General features: G+C 35.7%; 17 protein-coding genes and 1 tRNA gene. 7 read left to right on the top strand and 11 right to left on the bottom strand.

Features of this window, described 5'->3' with window-relative positions; all coding sequences use genetic code 11:
• Positions 1-170: 170 nt before the first annotated feature.
• The 3 genes from ACN4EE_RS17200 to ACN4EE_RS17190 all read right to left on the bottom strand — a co-directional run bounded on the left by ACN4EE_RS17200 (position 171) and on the right by ACN4EE_RS17190 (position 2,862).
• On the bottom strand, positions 171-668 hold the full coding sequence (locus ACN4EE_RS17200) for a diguanylate cyclase domain-containing protein (RefSeq protein WP_431707692.1): 498 nt from the start codon (positions 666-668) through the stop codon (positions 171-173).
• Between the two features lie 13 nt (positions 669-681).
• The gene (locus tag ACN4EE_RS17195) at positions 682-1,818 is read right to left on the bottom strand and encodes a PAS domain S-box protein (RefSeq protein WP_431707688.1); all 1,137 of its coding nucleotides are present in this window, start codon (positions 1,816-1,818) and stop codon (positions 682-684) included.
• Positions 1,819-2,157: 339 nt separating this feature from the next.
• Complete coding sequence (locus tag ACN4EE_RS17190; RefSeq protein ID WP_431707687.1) at positions 2,158-2,862, bottom strand: pirin family protein; 705 nt, start codon at positions 2,860-2,862, stop codon at positions 2,158-2,160.
• 460 nt (positions 2,863-3,322) lie between these two features.
• On the opposite strand from ACN4EE_RS17190, the gene ACN4EE_RS17185 reads away from it, so the two are divergent.
• On the top strand, positions 3,323-5,212 hold the full coding sequence (locus tag ACN4EE_RS17185) for an NAD(P)H-quinone oxidoreductase subunit F (RefSeq protein ID WP_431707686.1): 1,890 nt from the start codon (positions 3,323-3,325) through the stop codon (positions 5,210-5,212).
• An 82-nt stretch (positions 5,213-5,294) separates the two neighbouring features.
• On the opposite strand, the gene ACN4EE_RS17180 is transcribed toward ACN4EE_RS17185, so the two are convergent.
• Together ACN4EE_RS17180 and ACN4EE_RS17175 are read right to left on the bottom strand one after the other, a co-directional pair.
• The gene (locus tag ACN4EE_RS17180) at positions 5,295-6,818 is read right to left on the bottom strand and encodes a family 10 glycosylhydrolase (protein ID WP_431707685.1); all 1,524 of its coding nucleotides are present in this window, start codon (positions 6,816-6,818) and stop codon (positions 5,295-5,297) included.
• Positions 6,819-6,944: 126 nt separating this feature from the next.
• Positions 6,945-7,445 (bottom strand): hypothetical protein, encoded by a 501-nt coding sequence (locus ACN4EE_RS17175; RefSeq protein WP_431707684.1) that lies wholly within the window; start codon positions 7,443-7,445, stop codon positions 6,945-6,947.
• Positions 7,446-7,788: 343 nt separating this feature from the next.
• On the opposite strand from ACN4EE_RS17175, the gene petP reads away from it, so the two are divergent.
• From petP to ACN4EE_RS17160, 3 genes are all read left to right on the top strand, one after another.
• Positions 7,789-7,992: a cytochrome b6f subunit PetP gene (gene petP, locus ACN4EE_RS17170; RefSeq protein ID WP_431707683.1), complete on the top strand. Its 204-nt coding sequence runs from the start codon at positions 7,789-7,791 to the stop codon at positions 7,990-7,992.
• A gap of 63 nt (positions 7,993-8,055) precedes the next feature.
• Positions 8,056-9,156 (top strand): Get3/ArsA fold putative tail anchor-mediating ATPase NosAFP, encoded by a 1,101-nt coding sequence (locus ACN4EE_RS17165; protein WP_431707682.1) that lies wholly within the window; start codon positions 8,056-8,058, stop codon positions 9,154-9,156.
• A 170-nt stretch (positions 9,157-9,326) separates the two neighbouring features.
• Positions 9,327-10,988 (top strand): alpha/beta hydrolase, encoded by a 1,662-nt coding sequence (locus tag ACN4EE_RS17160; protein WP_431707691.1) that lies wholly within the window; start codon positions 9,327-9,329, stop codon positions 10,986-10,988.
• A gap of 29 nt (positions 10,989-11,017) precedes the next feature.
• Here ACN4EE_RS17160 and ACN4EE_RS17155 read toward each other — a convergent pair whose 3' ends face one another.
• From ACN4EE_RS17155 to coxB, 3 genes are all read right to left on the bottom strand, one after another.
• Positions 11,018-11,638, bottom strand: a complete 621-nt coding sequence (locus tag ACN4EE_RS17155) for a cytochrome c oxidase subunit 3 (RefSeq protein ID WP_431707681.1) — start codon at positions 11,636-11,638, stop codon at positions 11,018-11,020.
• 210 nt (positions 11,639-11,848) lie between these two features.
• Positions 11,849-13,495 (bottom strand): cytochrome c oxidase subunit I, encoded by a 1,647-nt coding sequence (gene ctaD, locus ACN4EE_RS17150; protein WP_431707680.1) that lies wholly within the window; start codon positions 13,493-13,495, stop codon positions 11,849-11,851.
• Between the two features lie 135 nt (positions 13,496-13,630).
• Positions 13,631-14,575, bottom strand: coding sequence for a cytochrome c oxidase subunit II (coxB, locus tag ACN4EE_RS17145; RefSeq protein ID WP_431707690.1), 945 nt, complete (start codon positions 14,573-14,575; stop codon positions 13,631-13,633).
• A 270-nt stretch (positions 14,576-14,845) separates the two neighbouring features.
• Between coxB and ACN4EE_RS17140 the strand changes: the two genes are divergently transcribed.
• Together ACN4EE_RS17140 and ACN4EE_RS17135 are read left to right on the top strand one after the other, a co-directional pair.
• Positions 14,846-14,918 (top strand) — tRNA-Thr (locus ACN4EE_RS17140).
• 152 nt (positions 14,919-15,070) lie between these two features.
• Positions 15,071-15,517, top strand: coding sequence for a bacteriohemerythrin (locus ACN4EE_RS17135; protein WP_431707679.1), 447 nt, complete (start codon positions 15,071-15,073; stop codon positions 15,515-15,517).
• 20 nt (positions 15,518-15,537) lie between these two features.
• On the opposite strand, the gene ACN4EE_RS17130 is transcribed toward ACN4EE_RS17135, so the two are convergent.
• Entirely contained in the window at positions 15,538-16,044 is a 507-nt protein-coding gene (locus ACN4EE_RS17130; RefSeq protein ID WP_431707678.1) for a DUF2062 domain-containing protein, read from the bottom strand.
• A gap of 153 nt (positions 16,045-16,197) precedes the next feature.
• Here ACN4EE_RS17130 and dndC point away from each other — a divergent pair, with 153 nt between their 5' ends.
• Complete coding sequence (gene dndC / locus ACN4EE_RS17125) at positions 16,198-17,745, top strand: DNA phosphorothioation system sulfurtransferase DndC (protein ID WP_431707677.1); 1,548 nt, start codon at positions 16,198-16,200, stop codon at positions 17,743-17,745.
• Positions 17,746-18,097: 352 nt separating this feature from the next.
• On the opposite strand, the gene ACN4EE_RS17120 is transcribed toward dndC, so the two are convergent.
• Together ACN4EE_RS17120 and ACN4EE_RS17115 are read right to left on the bottom strand one after the other, a co-directional pair.
• Positions 18,098-18,472 (bottom strand): hypothetical protein, encoded by a 375-nt coding sequence (locus tag ACN4EE_RS17120; RefSeq protein WP_431707676.1) that lies wholly within the window; start codon positions 18,470-18,472, stop codon positions 18,098-18,100.
• 102 nt (positions 18,473-18,574) lie between these two features.
• The gene (locus ACN4EE_RS17115; RefSeq protein ID WP_431707689.1) at positions 18,575-19,339 is read right to left on the bottom strand and encodes an MlaE family lipid ABC transporter permease subunit; all 765 of its coding nucleotides are present in this window, start codon (positions 19,337-19,339) and stop codon (positions 18,575-18,577) included.
• Positions 19,340-19,412 lie beyond the last annotated feature (73 nt).

Raw genomic sequence — 19,412 nt, 5'->3', positions numbered from 1 at the left:
GATCGAGATGAGAACGCTAGTAAAAATATTAGAGAGGAAGGCATCAGAATTATACAAACGGATGGAATAGCCGTTTCTGCATCTGGAGGCACTGTAAGACCAAAAGGCGGACGTAAATCTGTCTTGAGGCATGAGCCTGTGAAAGATGAAGCCTACACTATACCGCTAGGTTAGTGTTGGTAGTTCACACGGTTAACAAAATCTTCGTACATTTCTTGCCCAAAAATTTGATAACTTTTCTTCCCTTTATTTTTAGCCTTATACATGGCAATATCAGCATCTCGCAGTAAATCAGACACCATGATATAACGAGGAAAATTATCTTCATTAGTATTAATCACGATACCAATACTGGCACTAAATTTAGTGACTAATTCCTGATTATAAACAGACATAGGGAAATTAATGGCGGTTTGGATATTTTTTGCCACAGTAACAACTTCCTCTATATTATTAATAGATGTCAGTACAATGGCAAATTCATCTCCCCCTAATCGCGCCACTATATCTTTTTCGCTGATACATTGTCGTAGATGATGACTAATATTAATCAAAAATTGATCTCCCACAGAATGTCCTAAACTATCATTAATAGTCTTAAAATCATCTAAGTCTATCAAGAGTAAGGCAAATTTATATTCAATTTCCTGTTGAGATTTTGCTAATATCTTTTCTAAACATTCAATGAGTAAAGGCTATTTCACACCATTTGATTTCTCCGTTTTTGTGAATACAACGTTTTTCGTGGGGAGGAGGAGAAGATACAGAGGAGTTGATGATTTCTTCAGCATATTGACGGGTGATTTCTATATCTTCTGGAAAGGTAATACTCCAACAGTCTTTTTTCAATAATTCTGTTTCGCTATAGCCTAATAAATGGCAAAGGGTTTGATTCACTATCTCAAATTTATATTCAGGGGAAAAAATAGCAATACCAACGGCAACTTGATTAAAAATACCATTTAATAATTCTTCTCTGTATCTAATTTTTTCTGTCATCTCCTCCAAGGCTTTACTTAAAATAATTCTTTCATCACTAAAAAAACTCAACTGTAAATCATCGGTAAGAGATACATCCGGTTGATAGTTACCATTTCCTACTTCTTGTGCATATTTTTGCATTGCCTTGAAACGCCTAGTTAACAGGGTAGAAAGAATATAAATTAGTGTCAGTAAAAGGGGGTAGGATATTCCAAAGGATATTAAAAATTGTCTTCTAATTTCTGCTTGAAGTCTCCTAATATCGTCAATTTGCATATCCGCACCAATACCTGCAACTATAGCACCAGATTCGTCTCGGATAGGGGCATAATAGGTTATCCACTCTCCCCATCTATCTTTATAGGCATCCCGAAATTCGATCGAACCTTTAGTTAATGTATTAATATGATATGGTGTAGCGAAATTTGATTCTAAAAAATGAACACTTTTACTAGGATTAATATTCATCCAGACATCCACTAAATATATTATCTTTTTTTCGTCTTGCCAAGATGAGTTTTTTGTAAAAGTAAAAAGAAATATTTTAGGGTTTATTTCGTGTTTTTGAATTAACCATTGTAATTGATTTTGATAACGAAGATCATTTGATCTACCTTCAGGAGTTGCTTTTGCTTCCTCGCTTAATGCCATTAATTCCTTTACGTCTATTTGTTGAGAAGAAGCCACAGCCATTGTCTGTAAATCATCTTTGAGGCGCTGTAAAGTTTTTTCGGTGGTGAAACGATAAAACCAGTAATAAACTCCGACACTGAAAACGGTAAACATTAAAGTAAAACCCACCAGAATTTTACTGCGAAGACTGACAAATTTTTTCATAATATACCGTCAGCAAATTAATCATATTTAAACTTAAAGGTATGCCATTTAGTGGATAGTTAATAGTTAATAGTTAATAGTGATTAAAACCAACTTTACCCTAAATAATATAATAATATCAAGTTTCGAGATTGCTTCGTTACCTCGTAATAACAATTTTTTCAATTTTTGTGTGAGTCGCTTTAGCAGACGGAAGCTATTAGCTATGTAATTTATTACATAGTGAGTTATTAATTAACGACTCAAACCATTATTACCTTTCACTCTTTACTCATTATTAATTATTAATTATTTTGTTGGGTTTCGTTTCCTCAACCCAACCTACAAGGCAGTTGTTTTTTAAGGTTTGAAGTGAAACCAAAGAAATTCTGTCTCATCAGTATTAGCGATAATTTTTACCTCTTTTTCCTGTTGAATACTTGCACCATCTCCTGCTTTTAACGTGGTATGATCGATCGAAACCTCACCTTTAACCACTTGAATCCAACCATAATCACCATCATTGAAATTATAGGAAATAGTATCTTCTTTGCCTAGAATAGAAGCGAATAAATCCACTTGTTGATGAATAGTTAAAGAATTATCTCTACCATCAGCAGAAGCCAATAAACATAGTTTACCTTGTTTATCCTCCGCAGAAAAAGATTTTTGCTCATAACTAGGGGGTAAATTTTTTGTCTCTGGTAAAATCCAAATTTGTAACAAATGGACTGGATCACTATTAGAATAATTATATTCGCTATGACGGATACCTGTACCTGCTGTCATTCTTTGTACTTCCCCTGATGGAATAGTCTCCTCGTTGCCGATACTGTCTTTATGGGCTAACTCTCCTGTGATAACATAGGTAACAATTTCCATGTCTTGATGTCCATGAGTACCAAAACCCTGACTAGGAGATATAATATCTTCATTAATGACTAATAAATTGCCAAAACCTGTGTATTTTGGATCATAATAACTACCAAAAGAAAAGGTATGTTTTGTGTCTAACCAACCAAAATTTGCACTACCTCTTTCATTAGACGGGCGAATCGTAATCATTTATTTATCCTTACCATTAGACTTAAATTTGACTATCCTTGAGTAATAAAAGAATAGTTATCAATAACCTATTATATTTGTTTGTAGAGATTAAATGAGCTATAGCACGTTTATTTCAATTTTTAGCTTCTTACAGTAGTTATGAAAAATTCATAGAAAATAAACTATCTAATTACTATCTGACAAGATTTACAGTAAAATAAAAATTTAATTTTTATAAACTATTAATTTTGAAATTCCCTTTGCTTTTGCCCCGAAGCCTTTTGCCTATCTTCATCAATAATTTATCATATTCACAGTAGAAGAACCATTTAACCTAATATCTACTACCCGAAACCTGACACCTTTATCATACTCAAAGTAAACGAGCCAGATTGTATCAAGAATCCTAGTATCGATCGACAGATTGCTATAAGATTGATCAACATATAAAAAAAAGATATATAAAATAAAAGCAATAATGATCGATTTTTTAGTAGATTATATCTGGTTGATACCCTTTTACGGTCTATTTGGGGCTATCTGTAGTTTGCCTTGGAGTTTAAGATTTATTCGCACCACAGGACCTCGCCCGGCGGCTTATATTAATATATTTATGACACTGGTATCTTTTATTCACGATACTATTGTTTATACCCATATTTGGGGAAAACCTGCTCAAAGTGTTGTTTTTCCTTGGTTTAGTATTGCTGATTTTGATTTATCATTTGCCATCGAAATTTCTCCTCTCAGTGTGGGCGCTTTACAATTAGTCACGGGGATTAGTTTAGTAGCGCAAGTATTTGCTTTAGGTTATATGGAAAAAGATTGGGGATTAGCTCGTTTCTTTGGTATGATGGGCTTTTTTGAGGCGGCACTAGGTGGTTTAGCCTTAAGTGATTCTCTCTTACTCAGCTACGGTTTATTAGAATTACTTACTTTTTCTACTTATCTATTGGTGGGTTTTTGGTATGCACAACCCCTTGTTGTTACCGCCGCACGAGATGCTTTTTTAACTAAACGGGTGGGTGATATTCTCTTACTTATGGGTATTGTGGCACTTTCTAGCTATGGTGCTGGTTTAACCTTTTCTCAGTTACAAACATGGGGACAGACTTCCCCCTTATCCCCTATAGCTTCTACTTTAATTGGTTTAGCCCTCATTGCAGGTCCTATTGGTAAATGCGCTCAATTCCCCCTTAATCTTTGGTTAGATGAAGGTATGGAAGGACCAAATCCTGCTAGTATTATGCGTAACTCGATCGTGGTGTCTGCTGGTGCTTATGTACTAATTAAATTAGAACCAGTATTCTTATTATCTCCCGTAGTAGCCGATACATTGATTATTATAGGCACAATTACAGCCATAGGAGGATCATTAATTGCTATTGCTCAAATTGATCTTAAACGTACTTTATGTCATTCTACCAGTGCTTATCTCGGATTGGTATTTATTGCTGTGGGTTTAGGTCATGTGGACATCGCCTTTTTGATATTATTCAGTCATGGGGTAGCAAAGGCTTTACTTTTTATGAGTGTCGGTTCTATCATTTTAACTACCAGTGGTCAAAATATTACCGAAATGGGAGGACTTTGGTCAAAAATGCCCGTAACAACTCTTTCTTATATGACGGGAAGTGCTGGAATTGTGGCTTTGTTGCCTTTTGGAATGTTGATGACTTTCTCTCGTTGGTTTAATGGTAGTTTGTCGGTGTCATGGTGGTTATTAACGGTTATTTTGATTGTGAATCTCATTAACACGATTAACTTTATGAGGGTTTTTCGTTTAGTCTTTTTAGGCAAAACCCAACCTAAAACAAAACGAGCGCCCGAAGTGCCTTGGGCTATGGCTGTGCCTATGGTAAGTTTAATTATTGTTACTATTCTTGCTTCCCTTGTACCTTTAAATTATTCTCTTTGGTTAAGCTCTAATCCTCCTATACTGAATCAAGATTCTTTAGTGATTGACTATGGTGTTTATCTTCTCATGGCTTCGGGGTTGCTTGGTTGCATCATTGGTGCTTTAATTCCTTTAGGTCGTGGTTGGAATCGTCCTATACAAAAACCTATTCGCATCATTCAAGATGTTTTAGCTTACGATTTCTACCTTGATAAAATTTATCAGTTTACCATCGTGGCTTTTGTATCTAATGTTGCTAAAATTACCACATGGTTCGATCGATATATCATTGATGGAGTAGTAAACCTCATCAGTTTAGCCACAATTTTTAGTGGTAGTGCGCTTAAATATAACACTTCTGGACAATCACAATTTTATATTCTCACTATTGTTATTGGTGTGAGTATCTTAATGTGGTCTATCTTAAGTGGACAATGGGAAAATATTATCAACTATTGGTCACTTTATTAGTTGAACCTTAGTTTGGAGATAGGATTGAAATAATTTAATTAATTTAGCCTATTTGGGGGGCAATGCCCACCCTACAAACAATTTATGGGGTAAATTGTAAAAATTCATCGATGAAAATTGATTCACCTGTTACATTCATGGGATCAATACTGGAGTCAATCTTAGGTGTAATAGTCGGATTAGGAATAACTGCATTACTAGGAGTAACTACATTAGTCGGATTGGGAGTAACGGTATTAATCGGAGTCATAGTATTAGTTGGATTAACAGGGTTAATAGGTTTAATCGGATTAACGGCATTAATGGGAGGAGTTGGAGTAGTCGGTTTAGTGGGAGTGGCAACAGGAGTAGTGGGTTTAGTTGGAGTTGTGGTAACGGTGGGGGTAGCAACAGGGGTAGTGGGTTTAACGGGATTAACCCTTGCGATGCGACGGGATTGATAGGGAAACAGAGACTGAAAATTGGATTTTCGATCGAGCCTCGCTTCATCGCTTGTATTCCACATACTACCATAGAAAAAGAACGCAATTCCTAGTCTTTGTTGTCGAACTGCTAAGGCTTTTTGTCTAACAAAGTCAATGGGGGTAAGACGGTTAGGTAATCCCGTTAAAATGCCTATGCCGACAGGGATTTTTGCCTTCGCTTCTCTAATTTCTGGACGGGTAATTTCATTCTGAAAAACCGCAAAATCCGATCGATATACCTGAATAATTAACTCATCAATCAAGTCTTTTCTTACCCAATCTAACCAATCTTGTAAAAAGGAATTATAGGCAGGATGATAAGGATTCGGAGAAATAGACAGAATTTTATTAGGATTTTTCGCTTTGATTCTCTGATTAAGCTGTGTGACAAACTCCGTTAATTTATTCGCGCGCCAACGCATCCAATTGGCATCTCTGTAATTGCTAGGAGGTTCTGAACCTGTCTCCTGTCTGTAAAGATTAGTTGTATAAGTATCATAACCAAGTTTTACGGGTAAACATAAATGATCATCAAATTGAATGCCGTCAATGTCATAATTGTTAACGACTTCCATCACTAAATCTGTGATAAATTTTTGTACTTGAGGGTGGAAGGGATTAAGCCAAACTACCTCCCCGGCGGCACTGTAAGTTGTCTGAGTACCATCTCGCGCCCTAGTTAGCCAATTCGGATGTTTTAAGGCTAATTCTGAGGTAGGAGGCGCCATAAAACCAAACTCGAACCAAGGTAAAACCAACATTTTATATCGATGAGCTTCATCGATCAATTCCTTTAAAGGTTCTTGTCCTTGTAATCCTTTATGGACAAACGGTTGTATTCTTGCTTCTTGTGCCACTCTACTAGGATAAAGGGCATAACCTGAATTCCACACTACGGGATAGATGGTATTAAAATGTAGGGAAGCAAGATTTGCCATCGCTTCTTTCATTTTAGGTCGATCGAGTAGTGTATCAGTATCACTGGTTGTTAACCAAACAGCCCTAATTTCTGGGGAATTTTGAGACAAAACGGGGGTATTCCAAACACCGATGACTAAAATAGTGAAATAGGAGGCTAAAAATAAAGATAAAAGTTTAAATACGCGCAAAGATAACCATTGAGGCAATAGAAAACTACTCATGGATAGACTTTTCTCTATAGTTTAAAACAATAATATTTGTGCCATACTATCATAAGATGTGCTGATTTGACTTGACACCATGAAGAGGTGATATTCAAATACATTGATTTTATGGTTAATCTATCGTTAAAACTTTTCTGGTTTATCAAAGAATAATTTGGCTAGTTTTCCTCCCCCTAAATAGTTGTCTATTTCATGGAAAATATTATGAATAATAAACACCAAAGACACAGCCATTGTCACTGCTAAAAAGTGATAAAAATGACGGGTTTCGATAAAGATTTCGATCGCCCCTCCCAATGAACCAGACTGCCGATAACCATGAAAAATATCTTCGATGAAAGAAATCAAAAAAACTGCCCCTAAATAGATAGCACTTTTATATAAAACCCTGATATAACGAGGAGAATTGTTATAACGATTAATCAAAGGAGTAGCATCCATAATAGCCACAACTTTTGCGGCAACTAAGGCACTAATAATCACTTTGGAAAATACTGTAATATCAATATTGTATTCTGCTAATAAGAATTTCGTGGTAATTAAAATATAGGCAAATCCCACCAAAAAAAAGAGAGTTAATGAGCCTAATTTTTTAAATTCTTCCTTAATTTTTTCTGATACCATACCATCACCAATTTCTCAATATTTATTTACTTTTAATCTATTTTCATCTTTCATTGATTATATTTAATATAAATTAATCAAATTCTCACAACTCATAACTGACTGCTAAGTGAATAGGCAAAATTAATTGTATGTTTACTTTATGAAAGGTAAAAGGCAATGCTTCGACTACGCTCAGCAACTGAGCAAGAGGCAACAAAGATGTAAATTATTTTAATTAATGTCAAAATTCACAATCTATTTTGCATGAGTACTTATACTTGACCAAAACTAACTCTTTTTTACATGGTCACATTCAGTTAAAATAAACAACTGTTAATTAATATAAATATTAGAAATTGTCATGGAAATAGGGCAAAAAGTTAAAATTTGTCGTCTTAAAGAAAAAGTATCTGCTGAAGTTATTGAAAAAGCTCAAAAAGGACAACAAGGAATCATTAAGTCTTTTAAAATGACTGATGGTAGCGGAGTTGGTGTATTTGTCGAATTTCCTGATGCTACTACTAATTGGTTTTTTGAAGACGAAGTCCAAGTAGTTAACAATTAATAATTAACAATTAACAATTAACAATTAACTATCAACAATTCACTATCAACTATTCACTAGATTATGACTTTCATTCTCACATTCTTAGGTAAAGGAGGCATCGGTTGCACAACCACAGCCATCGCTACTGCCAAAAAATATGCTAATTTGGGCAAAAAGGTTCTGTTAGTAGTACAAGATTCTACTCCTTCTTTGTCTTTGTTGATGGGAATGGAAGTTAAGTCCACTATTACGGAAATTAGCCCTAATTTTGAGGCAATCCAATTACAAAGCAGTCAATTATTAGAAAACGCTTGGGAAGAATTAAAAAAATTAGAAACAAAATACCTTCGATCGCCTATACTCAATAATATCTTTGCCCAAGAATTAGCTTTATTACCAGGGATGGATGATGCTTTGAGTCTAAACTATCTACGGGAACAAGATCAAACAGGAAAATATGATGTTATTGTCTATGACGGCAAAAGTAGTCTTAATACTTTAAGAATGTTTGGGATTCCAGAAACTCTCAGTTGGTATGGCAGACGGGTTAAAAATTTACTGGAAAATTCCGATATTGTTAAAGCCTTGTCGCCTTTTGTGCAACCAGTGACTAATGCGGTGTTAAATGTGTCATGGAATGCTGACAATTTCGCTTCTGAGCCTACCAATGAAGCTAATCAAATATTAGAACAGGGTAAGAATGCTATTAATAACCCTAGTCGAGTGGCAAGTTTCCTGATCACTAATTCTACCCCAGATTCGATCGAAACTGCGAGATATTGGTGGGGAAGTGCGCAACAGATAGGCTTAACCGTTGGGGGAGTGTTACTCAATCAAAGGGAAATTACCCCAGAAATTGAACAGTCTTTCAATCTTTTAACCATCAATTCGATTCCGAATATCTCATCGAGTAATTTAGATGAGTTAGCTTCGGCTTTACCAGATTTTCAGAAACAAGCCTTAAAAGCACCTTCTCCTTTAACCATTGATACCAATAACCGAGAAATTAAGATATTTTTGCCCGGTTTTGACAAAAAACAAGTAAAATTAAGCCAATCTGGTCCAGAAATCACTATTTCAGCAGGTGATCAACGTCGTAATATATTCTTACCACCTCCCTTAAAAGGGCAATCTGTAAAAGGTGCAAAGTTTCAAGATGCTTATTTAATCGTTAGTTTATAGACTTTTTCTATTTCTAAGGAAGGGTTGAATATTATTCAACCCCTACAAATTAATAAATATTTCCAAAAATACAGGCAAGATGCCCGTTCTACGATGATAAAATCATAACTACTGTACAAGAGCCAAGATGAATTAATAAAATGTAAGAAACTCTATAAATTATGGCAAAAATGTTTCTATTTAACATCAAAAAAAATCAAACAAAACTATCTTTATTTCTCTTAGGATTAGTTTCTACTTGTTTAACTTCTTTACCAGTAAAAGCCGCCGAAAAAATATTTTTTACCTATACTCCTTTAAAGTTATCTGTAAATGTAGAATCTTTAGAATTATTCGCTAAAGAAGGTATTATTAACGAAGATTTAGGACAGTATTTAAGCAGAATTAGTCCTGAAGATCAAGTAAAGTTTAGAGAGGCTTTGAATAAAAAACTTAACATTGATGGTGTTATGGTTTCTCGCTTTTTTAATACTGATATGGGAGAGGATATTCTTTTACGTCTTGGTAAAGGCATTACTCTCGAAGGTGGCAAAAATGGTGGGATTGCTTTACGAGGTGCGATCGTACAATCTGCATTAGCTCCCGAAGGCTTAACATTACTTAATGTCTTAAAAAAATACCCCACAAATCTACAAATTCAAGGGGAATTAATTATGGGGGGGGTAAATTATGCAGAATTAGTGATTAAGGCGACTAATTTATTAGTGGAAGAAATGCGGACTTGGACTGAGGAGGAAGCGCAATTAAGTGATGTTGATTATAGTCAACTAGCAGACATTCGTAAAGCTGGTCAATATCAAGTCAAAACAGAAAAATGGCAGTTGACAGATGCTAGTCGTAATCGTAGTTTTTATGCCGATGTTTTTATACCTCAAAAAGTGTCAGGAAATATGCCTGTCATCGTCTTTTCTCATGGTTTAGCTTCTCGCCCTGAAGATTACAGCGATGGGCTTAATCATCTAGCTTCTCAGGGTTTTTTGGTGATAGCACCCCAACACATTGGCAGTGACATGATTTATTTTAAGGAAGTATTTGAGGGATTGAATAAAAATATATTCGATCGAAATGAATTTATCAATCGCCCTAAAGATATTAGTTTTGTTATCGATGAGTTAGAAAGACGCAACGCCACAGAGTTTCAAGGCAAATTAAACCTTAAAAACGTAGGAGTTTCTGGACATTCTTTTGGCGGTTATACGGCTTTAGCAGTTGCTGGTGCTACTATTGATTTTGACTATTTACAACAGTCGTGCGCTCGTCACTATAGTGGTTTAAATCTAGCCATGCTTTTACAATGTCGAGCTTTAGAATTACCGAGAGAAAACTATCAATTTCGGGATGAAAGGGTAAGCGCTGTTTTTGCAGGAAATCCCGTGAATCGTTATATTTTCGGACAAAAAGGAATCAGTCAAATTAGTATTCCTGTTCTCATGGGATCGGGAAGTGATGATCCCGCAGCACCTCCAGCCTTTGAACAAGCTGTACCCTTTACTTGGCTAAGTAGTGAAAATAAATATTGGGCATTGATTGAAGGACAAGCCCATGTTAATTTTACTAAAATCGATGGTGGTATAAAAGAAGCTCTTGATACAACCCTTAACTTAACTTTTCCGCCTCAAGACTTAATTAGTAATTACGTTAAAGGTATCACTTTAGCTTTTTTTGAAGTCCATCTTAACAATAATGAGAATTATCGCCCTTATTTACAATCTGGTTATGCTGAATATCTCAGTGGTAATAATGATTTTAAATTGAGTTTTATTACTAATAATTCTGTGAATAAGTTAGAAAGTTCGATCGAGCAATTCAGACGAGAAAATAACATAAAATAGTAGTAGGGTGGGCATTGCCCACCTTGAGGTTATTGTAATGGAAGAATATAGACTAAAACAAAAAGGATAATCCAAATTACATCGACAAAGTGCCAATATAATTCGGAAGCCTCGACTCCAAAATGTTTATTGGAAGAATAATGTCCTTCTTTTCTCGATCGCCACAAAACCGCTAAGATAAACAATAAACCTGCGGTAACGTGTAAACCATGAAAACCAGTCAAAACATAGAAACAACTAGCGAAAAGGTTATCAGTTAAACCAAAACCAGTATGGGCATATTCATAAAGTTGTCCACCTAAGAAGATAGCACCCATAATAGCAGTAATGGTAAACCAAAGTTGTAAACCCTTGACATCGTTATTTCTAATGCAACTTTGCCCTTTGTGCATGACAAAACTACTAGAAACCAGAATAATGCTATTGATACTAGGTAACAGTAACTCTAATTCAATATCATCCATTGGCCACTCAGGCATAGTAGCATAATAGATCATATAGGCACTGAAAAGACCAAAAAAGATCATACTTTCAGCAATAAGAAATAATACTAACCCAAACATCCGATGATCGGGATGCTCATGATGATGGGTTTCGGATTTATTTTCGTAACTAACGGTAACTTGAGAATCGATCGTTGAACCTTGCATATTATTACAATAATAATCTAATAAATGAAACGTAGGTTGGATTAACGATAGTGTAACCCAACAATTTTAAACTAAATTGAATTAGGACAATTGCTAATCGACAGCACAAAAAAACAGATTTTAAATGGTAGGGGTTGAATATTATTCAACCCACCCTCAGAAAGAAGTCTATTAAATGAAAATGTTGGGTTTTATTTCATGCAACCCAACCTACTTGGCGGAGACATCCGCTAACATATCAGAGACGCTTTCTTCTTCTGTTTCCTCATCGTCAATACCATAGTCATAAGGACCACTCCATAATACTGGCTCTTCCTCAAAGTTTTCGATGATAGGAGGTGAAGCCGTCTGCCACTCAAGGGTTAACGCCCTCCAAGGATTACGCTCGGCTTGTGTACCTTTAGCTAAACTCCATACCACATTGATAATGAAAGGAATAGTTGACACCGCCATAACGTAAGCACCAGCAGTACTTAATAAATTCAACGGTTGAAACTCCACATCATATAAAGCGATACGGCGATTCATCCCCATTAAGCCTAATTGGTGCATGGGCATAAAGGTAATGTTTAAACCGATGAAAGTTAACAAGAAATGGAGTTTTCCTAACCCTTCGTTATAGTTTCGCCCTGTCATCTTAGGAAACCAGTGATAGAAGCCTGAAAATAGGGCTAATGCCGATCCTCCAAATAGTACATAGTGGAAATGTCCTACAACAAAATAAGTATCATGGACATGAATATCAAAGGGTACAGAAGCCACCATTACCCCTGTTAAGCCTCCAATGAGGAAAGACGACACAAAACCCATAGCGAATAACATGGGGGTATTTAGCTCAATTTTGCCTCCCCACATTGTGGCACACCAACTAAAAATCTTAATGCCCGTTGGCACTGCAATTAACATCGTGGTTGCCATGAAAAACATCCTTAACCAACCCGGTGTACCACTGGTAAACATATGATGCGCCCACACAATCAACCCTAGAAAACTAATGGCTAAACTGGAGTATGCGATCGCACGATAACCAAAAATAGGCTTACGGGAATGTACAGGAATGACTTCGGAAACTACCCCAAAGAAGGGCAAAATCATAATATACACCGCAGGGTGAGAGTAAAACCAGAACAGATGTTGATAGACTACAGGATCACCACCACCTGTAGGATTAAAGAAACTTGTACCTGCGATTAAGTCAAAGGAAAGTAAAATTAACGCCCCTGCTAATACAGGAGTGGAAAGAAGAATTAACGCAGAAGTTGCTAACATCGCCCAACAAAACAAAGGCATACTGTGCAAATCCATATCCTTCATGCGCATTTTGAGGATAGTCGCTGCAAAATTGATACCTCCTAAAATGGAAGATGTACCCAACAAAAGCACACTAACAATCCAGATTTCTTCTCCCCAAACACCACTCATTAAACTTAAAGGAGGGTAAGAAGTCCATCCCGATTGAGGAGCACCTACGAAAAAGCTACTCAATAATAAAACACCCCCCGGAGGTGCCATCCAAAAAGCGACGGCATTCAAACGAGGGAAAGCCATATCTTCCGCACCAATCATCAAGGGAATTAGATAATTGGCAAAAGCCGCTCCAGCAGGTACAATCCATAAAAAGATCATAATTGTACCGTGAAGAGTAAATAACTGATTGTACAACTCAGGTGATACAATATCAGGATCGGGGGTTGCTAATTCGGTGCGCACCACTTCTGCAAATGCACCTCCGATAAAGTAAAACAAAAAGGATGTTACTAAATACTGAATACCTATTACTTTATGATCTGTGTTAAAGGTAAAGTAATCAATTAATTTCCTTTCTTTATGGGTTGATGTTTCTGAAATTGCATTCATAAGTTATTAAAAAAACTTGGTTATTTGTCGAAAAAAATAAAAATGGCAAAAATGCTCTGATAAGGTTATTGTGTCATTGCGAGGTACGAAGCAATCTCCGAAGCCTTGATAAGCGACACAAATACTTAAGTCTAATTAATTATGAAGTTGTGCTAAGGTTTCTGGTGTCACTCCTAAATGATGAGAGTGCATTTCTAAGCGTTTTTCTTCTGACATGGGTTGAGTCATCATTGCCATAGTATCGGCTTTTTCTTCCGCACTGGCAAAAGTATTCTCTTGAATCCATTTTTGATAGTCTTCTTCGCTTTCCACATGAAGGGTTGTTTTCATGCCCCCGTGATACGCACCACATAATTCAGCACACACGATCGGATAATCTCCAATTCTATTGGCACTAAAGGCTAAAGCGGAGTCTCTACCCGGCAATACGTCTTGTTTTAGTCTCAGTTGAGGTACCCAAAAAGCGTGAATGACATCTCCTGCTTTCATGGTGAGTTTCACTTGTTTGTTAACGGGTACATGAAGTTCGCCAGAAATAACACCAGAGTCAGGATAAGTAAAAATCCATGCGTATTGAATACCATTAACTTCTACTTCTAAGTCTGCTTTGGAGTTACCGATACCTAAAGATAAATGCCCTTGATGGGGATTATAGGCAACCATTTTCCCTTGATTTTCAGCCATCTGCATTTCTTCTTGGGGGAAGTCTCTGGAGGTTTCTGGGTCTAAACCACCAAGATTGTTATATACTTCAAAGCTATAGAGCGCCAAAATAAAGACAATGACGGTAGGAATGGCAGTCCAGACTATCTCTAAGGGTACATTACCTTCGATACCAGGTCCGTCGGTTTTGTCGCCTTTTTTACGCCTAAATTTGATTAAGCAATAGACTAAAACCCCCTCTACAATCAGGAATAACCCCGTTGCGATCGTCATCATCAGATTAAACAATCCGTCCACTTGAGCTGCGCCTTCGGAGGCTTCTACTGGCATTAAGCCGTGATTCTGTCCATACCACAAACTGATTAGAGTTAGTAAAATACCTGCTATCAGTGTGATAATATTACCCGGAATATTCACTGTTGTTAATCCTATCCATTTAATAATTAACTTCTCTTTCTTAGGATAAGATATATTTTCTGAGATGTTGCATTCTCTTAAGGATTGCTTGACATTTTGTATCAATAATTTATCATGTTCAAAATAGAAGAACCAAAAATTTTGAAGGAGTGAAAAAGAATTATACTCTTGCTAAGTATAGTATGGGTTGCCCTGTAATTAATTGTTTATCATTTATTATTTTGTCTCAATTATGTTATAATCTTATTTGACTTTAATAAAACTATCGTTGCTACCTTAGCTCAATTGGCAGAGCAATTCATTCGTAATGAATAGGTTACGAGTTCAAGTCTCGTAGGTAGCTTACATCTTAATCTTGTATTTATCAATTAATTTTGCATAACTACTGTAGAAGAGTCAAAAATCATTACAAGAATTCATAAATTGATTGTTTCGGATTCATGAATCAAGTGCATAATATAGAGGTCGATCGAAATTCAAGAGGAATAAAGACTTATGAGTTTAGTATTTGCTAAATGGAGTCCTGAATATTATACAGGAAATAAAAAAGTCGATGAGGAACATCAAAAATTATTTGAAATAGTAAATAAATTACATGATGCCATGAAAAAAGGTCATGGAAAAGATGTATTAAAAAATACTTTAGATGAATTAATTAAATATACAATTCAACACTTTACTGATGAAGAATTTTTCATGTTATCAAAACGTTATCCTCGTTATCAAGAACACAAAAAAATTCATAAAGATTTGACCGATAAAGTTAAAGATTTAAGAGCAAAATTCGTCTCTGGAGATGTTAATATTAACATTGAATTATTACACTTTTTAAATCAATGGTTAGCCCATCACATCAAAGGAGAAGACTTTAAATTATTTAAGTATTTGAGAGAACAAGAAGCTCTGAAAAAAGAAGAAATGGCTCTTCTTGTAGATGAATAAATGTCAAAATATCTAGTTTTTTACTTAATTTTTAAGATGTTTTTTGAGTTTTTTTTGAAAATATTAATCACTAAATAATAGGCGATCGAACTAAAACATAAACCAACAATAAAAGAGCCTAATAGTATAGTAATAGTGATTTCACTTCCCACCTCTTTTAATTCTGTTAAAGAATCCCAATGAAAATCTAAATCATGATTATTTAGAAAAAAACTGAGAATTAATTTACCTACTTGAAAATTCAAAAAAAATAAAGGAACATAGGTAAAAGGGTTACTAATCCATGTACCCAAAATAGCAGTAAATTTATTACCTCGTACCATTAAAGCGATCATAATTGCCAGAATAAATTGTAAACCGATAAGGGGAAAACAACCTGCAAAAACTCCAGAGGCAAAACCCCTTGCTATTCTATGGGGATGCTCTTTTATTCTTAGTAATTTTAAGCGATAATAATGCCAATATCTACCTATATTTCTGGGTTTTTTGATTTTTTTCACCGCTTGATTATATCTAGTTTGTGTCATATTTTCGATCGAACTCGCTACTCATTGATTGTGATATTTCCTTTAAACTGTTAAGATGTTAATTCATAGCTGATTGTTCATTTTTGATTAATTCTTGAAAATAACTATTATCTATCCCCTATTATTCCCTAAAACTTAACCTCCACATCATTTATGAATAATACCCAAATTCCTCTTTTTCCCCCTCGTAGTTTAGAAGAATTAGTAACAGATATTGATATTTTAACAGCCGAAATTCAGGAATTGTATTGTCAAGATCATCTCCCTTGGGTTATTGGTTATAGTGGTGGAAAAGATAGTTCCTGTATTGTACAGTTAATTTGGAATGCGATCGAACTGTTACCCGTAGAAAAACGACAAAAAAAAATTTATGTAATTACTACTGATACATTAGTAGAAAATCCCATTGTTGCCCATTGGGTAAAAGGTTGTCTGCAACGCATGGCAATCACCGCTAAAGAGAAACAAATGCCCTTTGAGCCTCATTTACTTACCCCTGCGGTAAAAGATAGCTTTTGGGTATGTTTAATCGGCAAGGGCTATCCTGCACCCCGTCAAGGCTTTCGTTGGTGTACCGACAGAATGAAAATTAAACCTGCGGATAATTTTATCCGAGAAACCGTGCGCAATCATGGGGAAATTATCCTCGTATTGGGGGTTAGAAAAGCCGAGAGTGTCGCTCGATCGAAAAATATGGAAAAACACGCCAAAGGTAGATTTCGTGACCGTTTAAACCTCAATTCTAATTTACCTAACTCTTACATTTACACCCCCATTGAAGACTGGCGTACTGACGAAGTTTGGTTGTACCTGTTGCAATGGCAAAACCCTTGGGGGGGAGACAATCAAGATTTATTTACCCTCTATCGTGGTGCAACGGCGGATAATGAATGCCCTTTGGTGGTGGATACATCTACCCCTAGCTGTGGTGATTCTCGTTTCGGTTGTTGGGTATGCACGATGGTAAGTAAAGATAAATCTATGGAGGCAATGATTCAAAATGACGAAGATAAAGAATGGTTACAACCTTTATTAGATATTCGTAATGAATTGGACATCAAAAACGATCGAGATAAGCGAGATTTTCGGCGAATTTACGGGAAAGTAGAACTATTTGAGCGTAATGTGGACGGAGAAGTTTCGATCGAGCCAATTCCAGGACCTTATGTCAAAAAATGGCGAGAATACTGGTTAACAAAGGTATTAGAAGCAGAAGAAAATATTAGGAAATTCGCCCCTGATGAATTTAAAAATGTATCTCTAATTACCACAGAAGAATTAAGCGAGATTAGACGTATTTGGTTAGAAGAAAAACACGAATTTGACGATAGTTTACCTCGTATTTATCAAGAAATCAAAAATCAAGAATTTATTGATCCCAGAATTGGGGCAGGAAATAGTCTTTTAGGCAAAGAAGAATGGGATATTTTACAAGACTTATGCGAAGACGAAATGCAGTTAGAATTAATGACTAAATTATTAGATATTGAGCGTCAATATTTTACCAAAATTCGCCGTATCGGTATTTATCAAGCCCTAGAAAAATGCTTTGAAACCAGCTCTCGCTCTAAAGAAGAAGCCATTGCCAACGCCCACTATATTAGAGAGATAAAAAACGCCGCTAAACAGGGAGATATTAAAACCTTACAACAAAAACTCACATGGGGAAATATGAAATTTTCTTCCGAAAAAAATCTGTAACTAGGTGGTGCTAAAAAAGTATTTTGATGAAGAGAGGGAAAAGGGAAAAGGGAAAAGGGAAAAGGGAAAAGGGAAAAGGGAAGAGTGAATAGTGAATAGTTTTGGCTCTTCTACAGTAGCTATGCAAAATTAACAGAAAATAAAAGCTATAAACTTTATATAATAAGCGTTATATTTAAACAAAAGTGCAAATTTTATCATTTATTATTTTGATAACTTCCTTTGCCCATTGCCCATTGCCCATTGCCCATTGCACTTTGCCCTATGTCAATAAATAATTTATCATACTGAAAGTAGAAGAACCATAATTCTTAATTCTTAATTCTTAATTCTTAATTCTGATGATTCTAGCTTAATAAAAAGCGTCTAAATCTAAGGCTTGTGAGCCACCTTCTAATAATTGGATAATTAATTTTTTTAACTGAGTCCAAATTAAACCTGCCGTTAACAAAGTTAAAGTACCTGCAAATATATAGGAAATCGATCGACTATAAATAAAAATTTCCAAGCCTCCTGCAAGAAAAATGCAAATACCAATACACATACCCCAAAAAGGCATTAATAAAACAGACATTTCTGATAAATCAGCTTTAATTCCCTGTTTACCTTGCTGACTCCATTTCATTACTTGTTGTTTTAAGGTGGATTGAAACGCTAAACCACAACTTACTCCTATAAAAAAGCCAAAAAATAATAAACCTATAGGGGGTTCAGGTAAATAATACATAATTTTTAATATCCCAATGAAAAATTTTATCAATATTTGTTACAAAATATTAACATCTTTTCGCCTCTCAAAATCCTTTTTCAATACTTAACTATTCTGTCTCTATTCAATGACGGCGCTCCCCGTACCCTGAAACATTAACCACGAGAGAAAAAAGTTAGTCACAAATATTGAGATTAACGAAATAACTACGGCTTCTGTGGTCGATCGACCTACTCCTTTAGCCCCCCCTGTAGTTGTCAAGCCCCAATTGCAACCAATTACTGCGATAATCGCACCAAATACGATCGATTTAATGATACAAACAATGACATCCCACATTTTGACGAAATTCTTAACAGAATCGAGAAAAATAGTGCTAGAAATATCATAAACCGTATCAGAAATAATTAAACCTGCTCCCATACCCACCACCAGAGAAAGCATACTTAACACTGGTAACATGAGAGAACAAGCAATAACTCTCGGTGTAACTAAATAGTCCACAGGATCGGTTCTTAACACATATAAAGCATCAATTTGTTCTGTAACTTTCATCGTACCTATCTCGGCGGCAAAAGCACTTCCCACCCTTCCTGCTAAAACTACTGCTGTTAAAACTGGTACTAATTCCCGGGTTAAGGCTAAAGCTAAAACCCCTCCTACTGCGGTAGTTGCTCCGAAATAGATAAATTCCCTTGCCACTTGAATAGTGAATACCATGCCGACAGAAGCGGAGGTAATCAGAGCAATGCCAACGGAAGCAGGACCGACAAAAGCCATTTGATCTAAGGTATTATTACGGTAAATTTTAGCCTGTAAAATGTGAACTAATATTTGTCCTGCTAAAAATATTCCTGATAGTAAACGTTCAAATAATTTATTCACTTTAGTTAGAAGACTAGGAGACAGGTGGATAGGTAGAAGAGAGAGGGGGAAAGAGGGGGAAGAGGGGGAAGAG

Origin of the sequence: Geminocystis sp. CENA526 (genome assembly GCF_050753365.1) — a bacterium.
Lineage (GTDB): Bacteria > Cyanobacteriota > Cyanobacteriia > Cyanobacteriales > Cyanobacteriaceae > Geminocystis.
The sequence above is the reverse complement of the archived record's forward strand: the minus strand, read 5'-3'. Positions and strand labels throughout refer to the sequence as shown.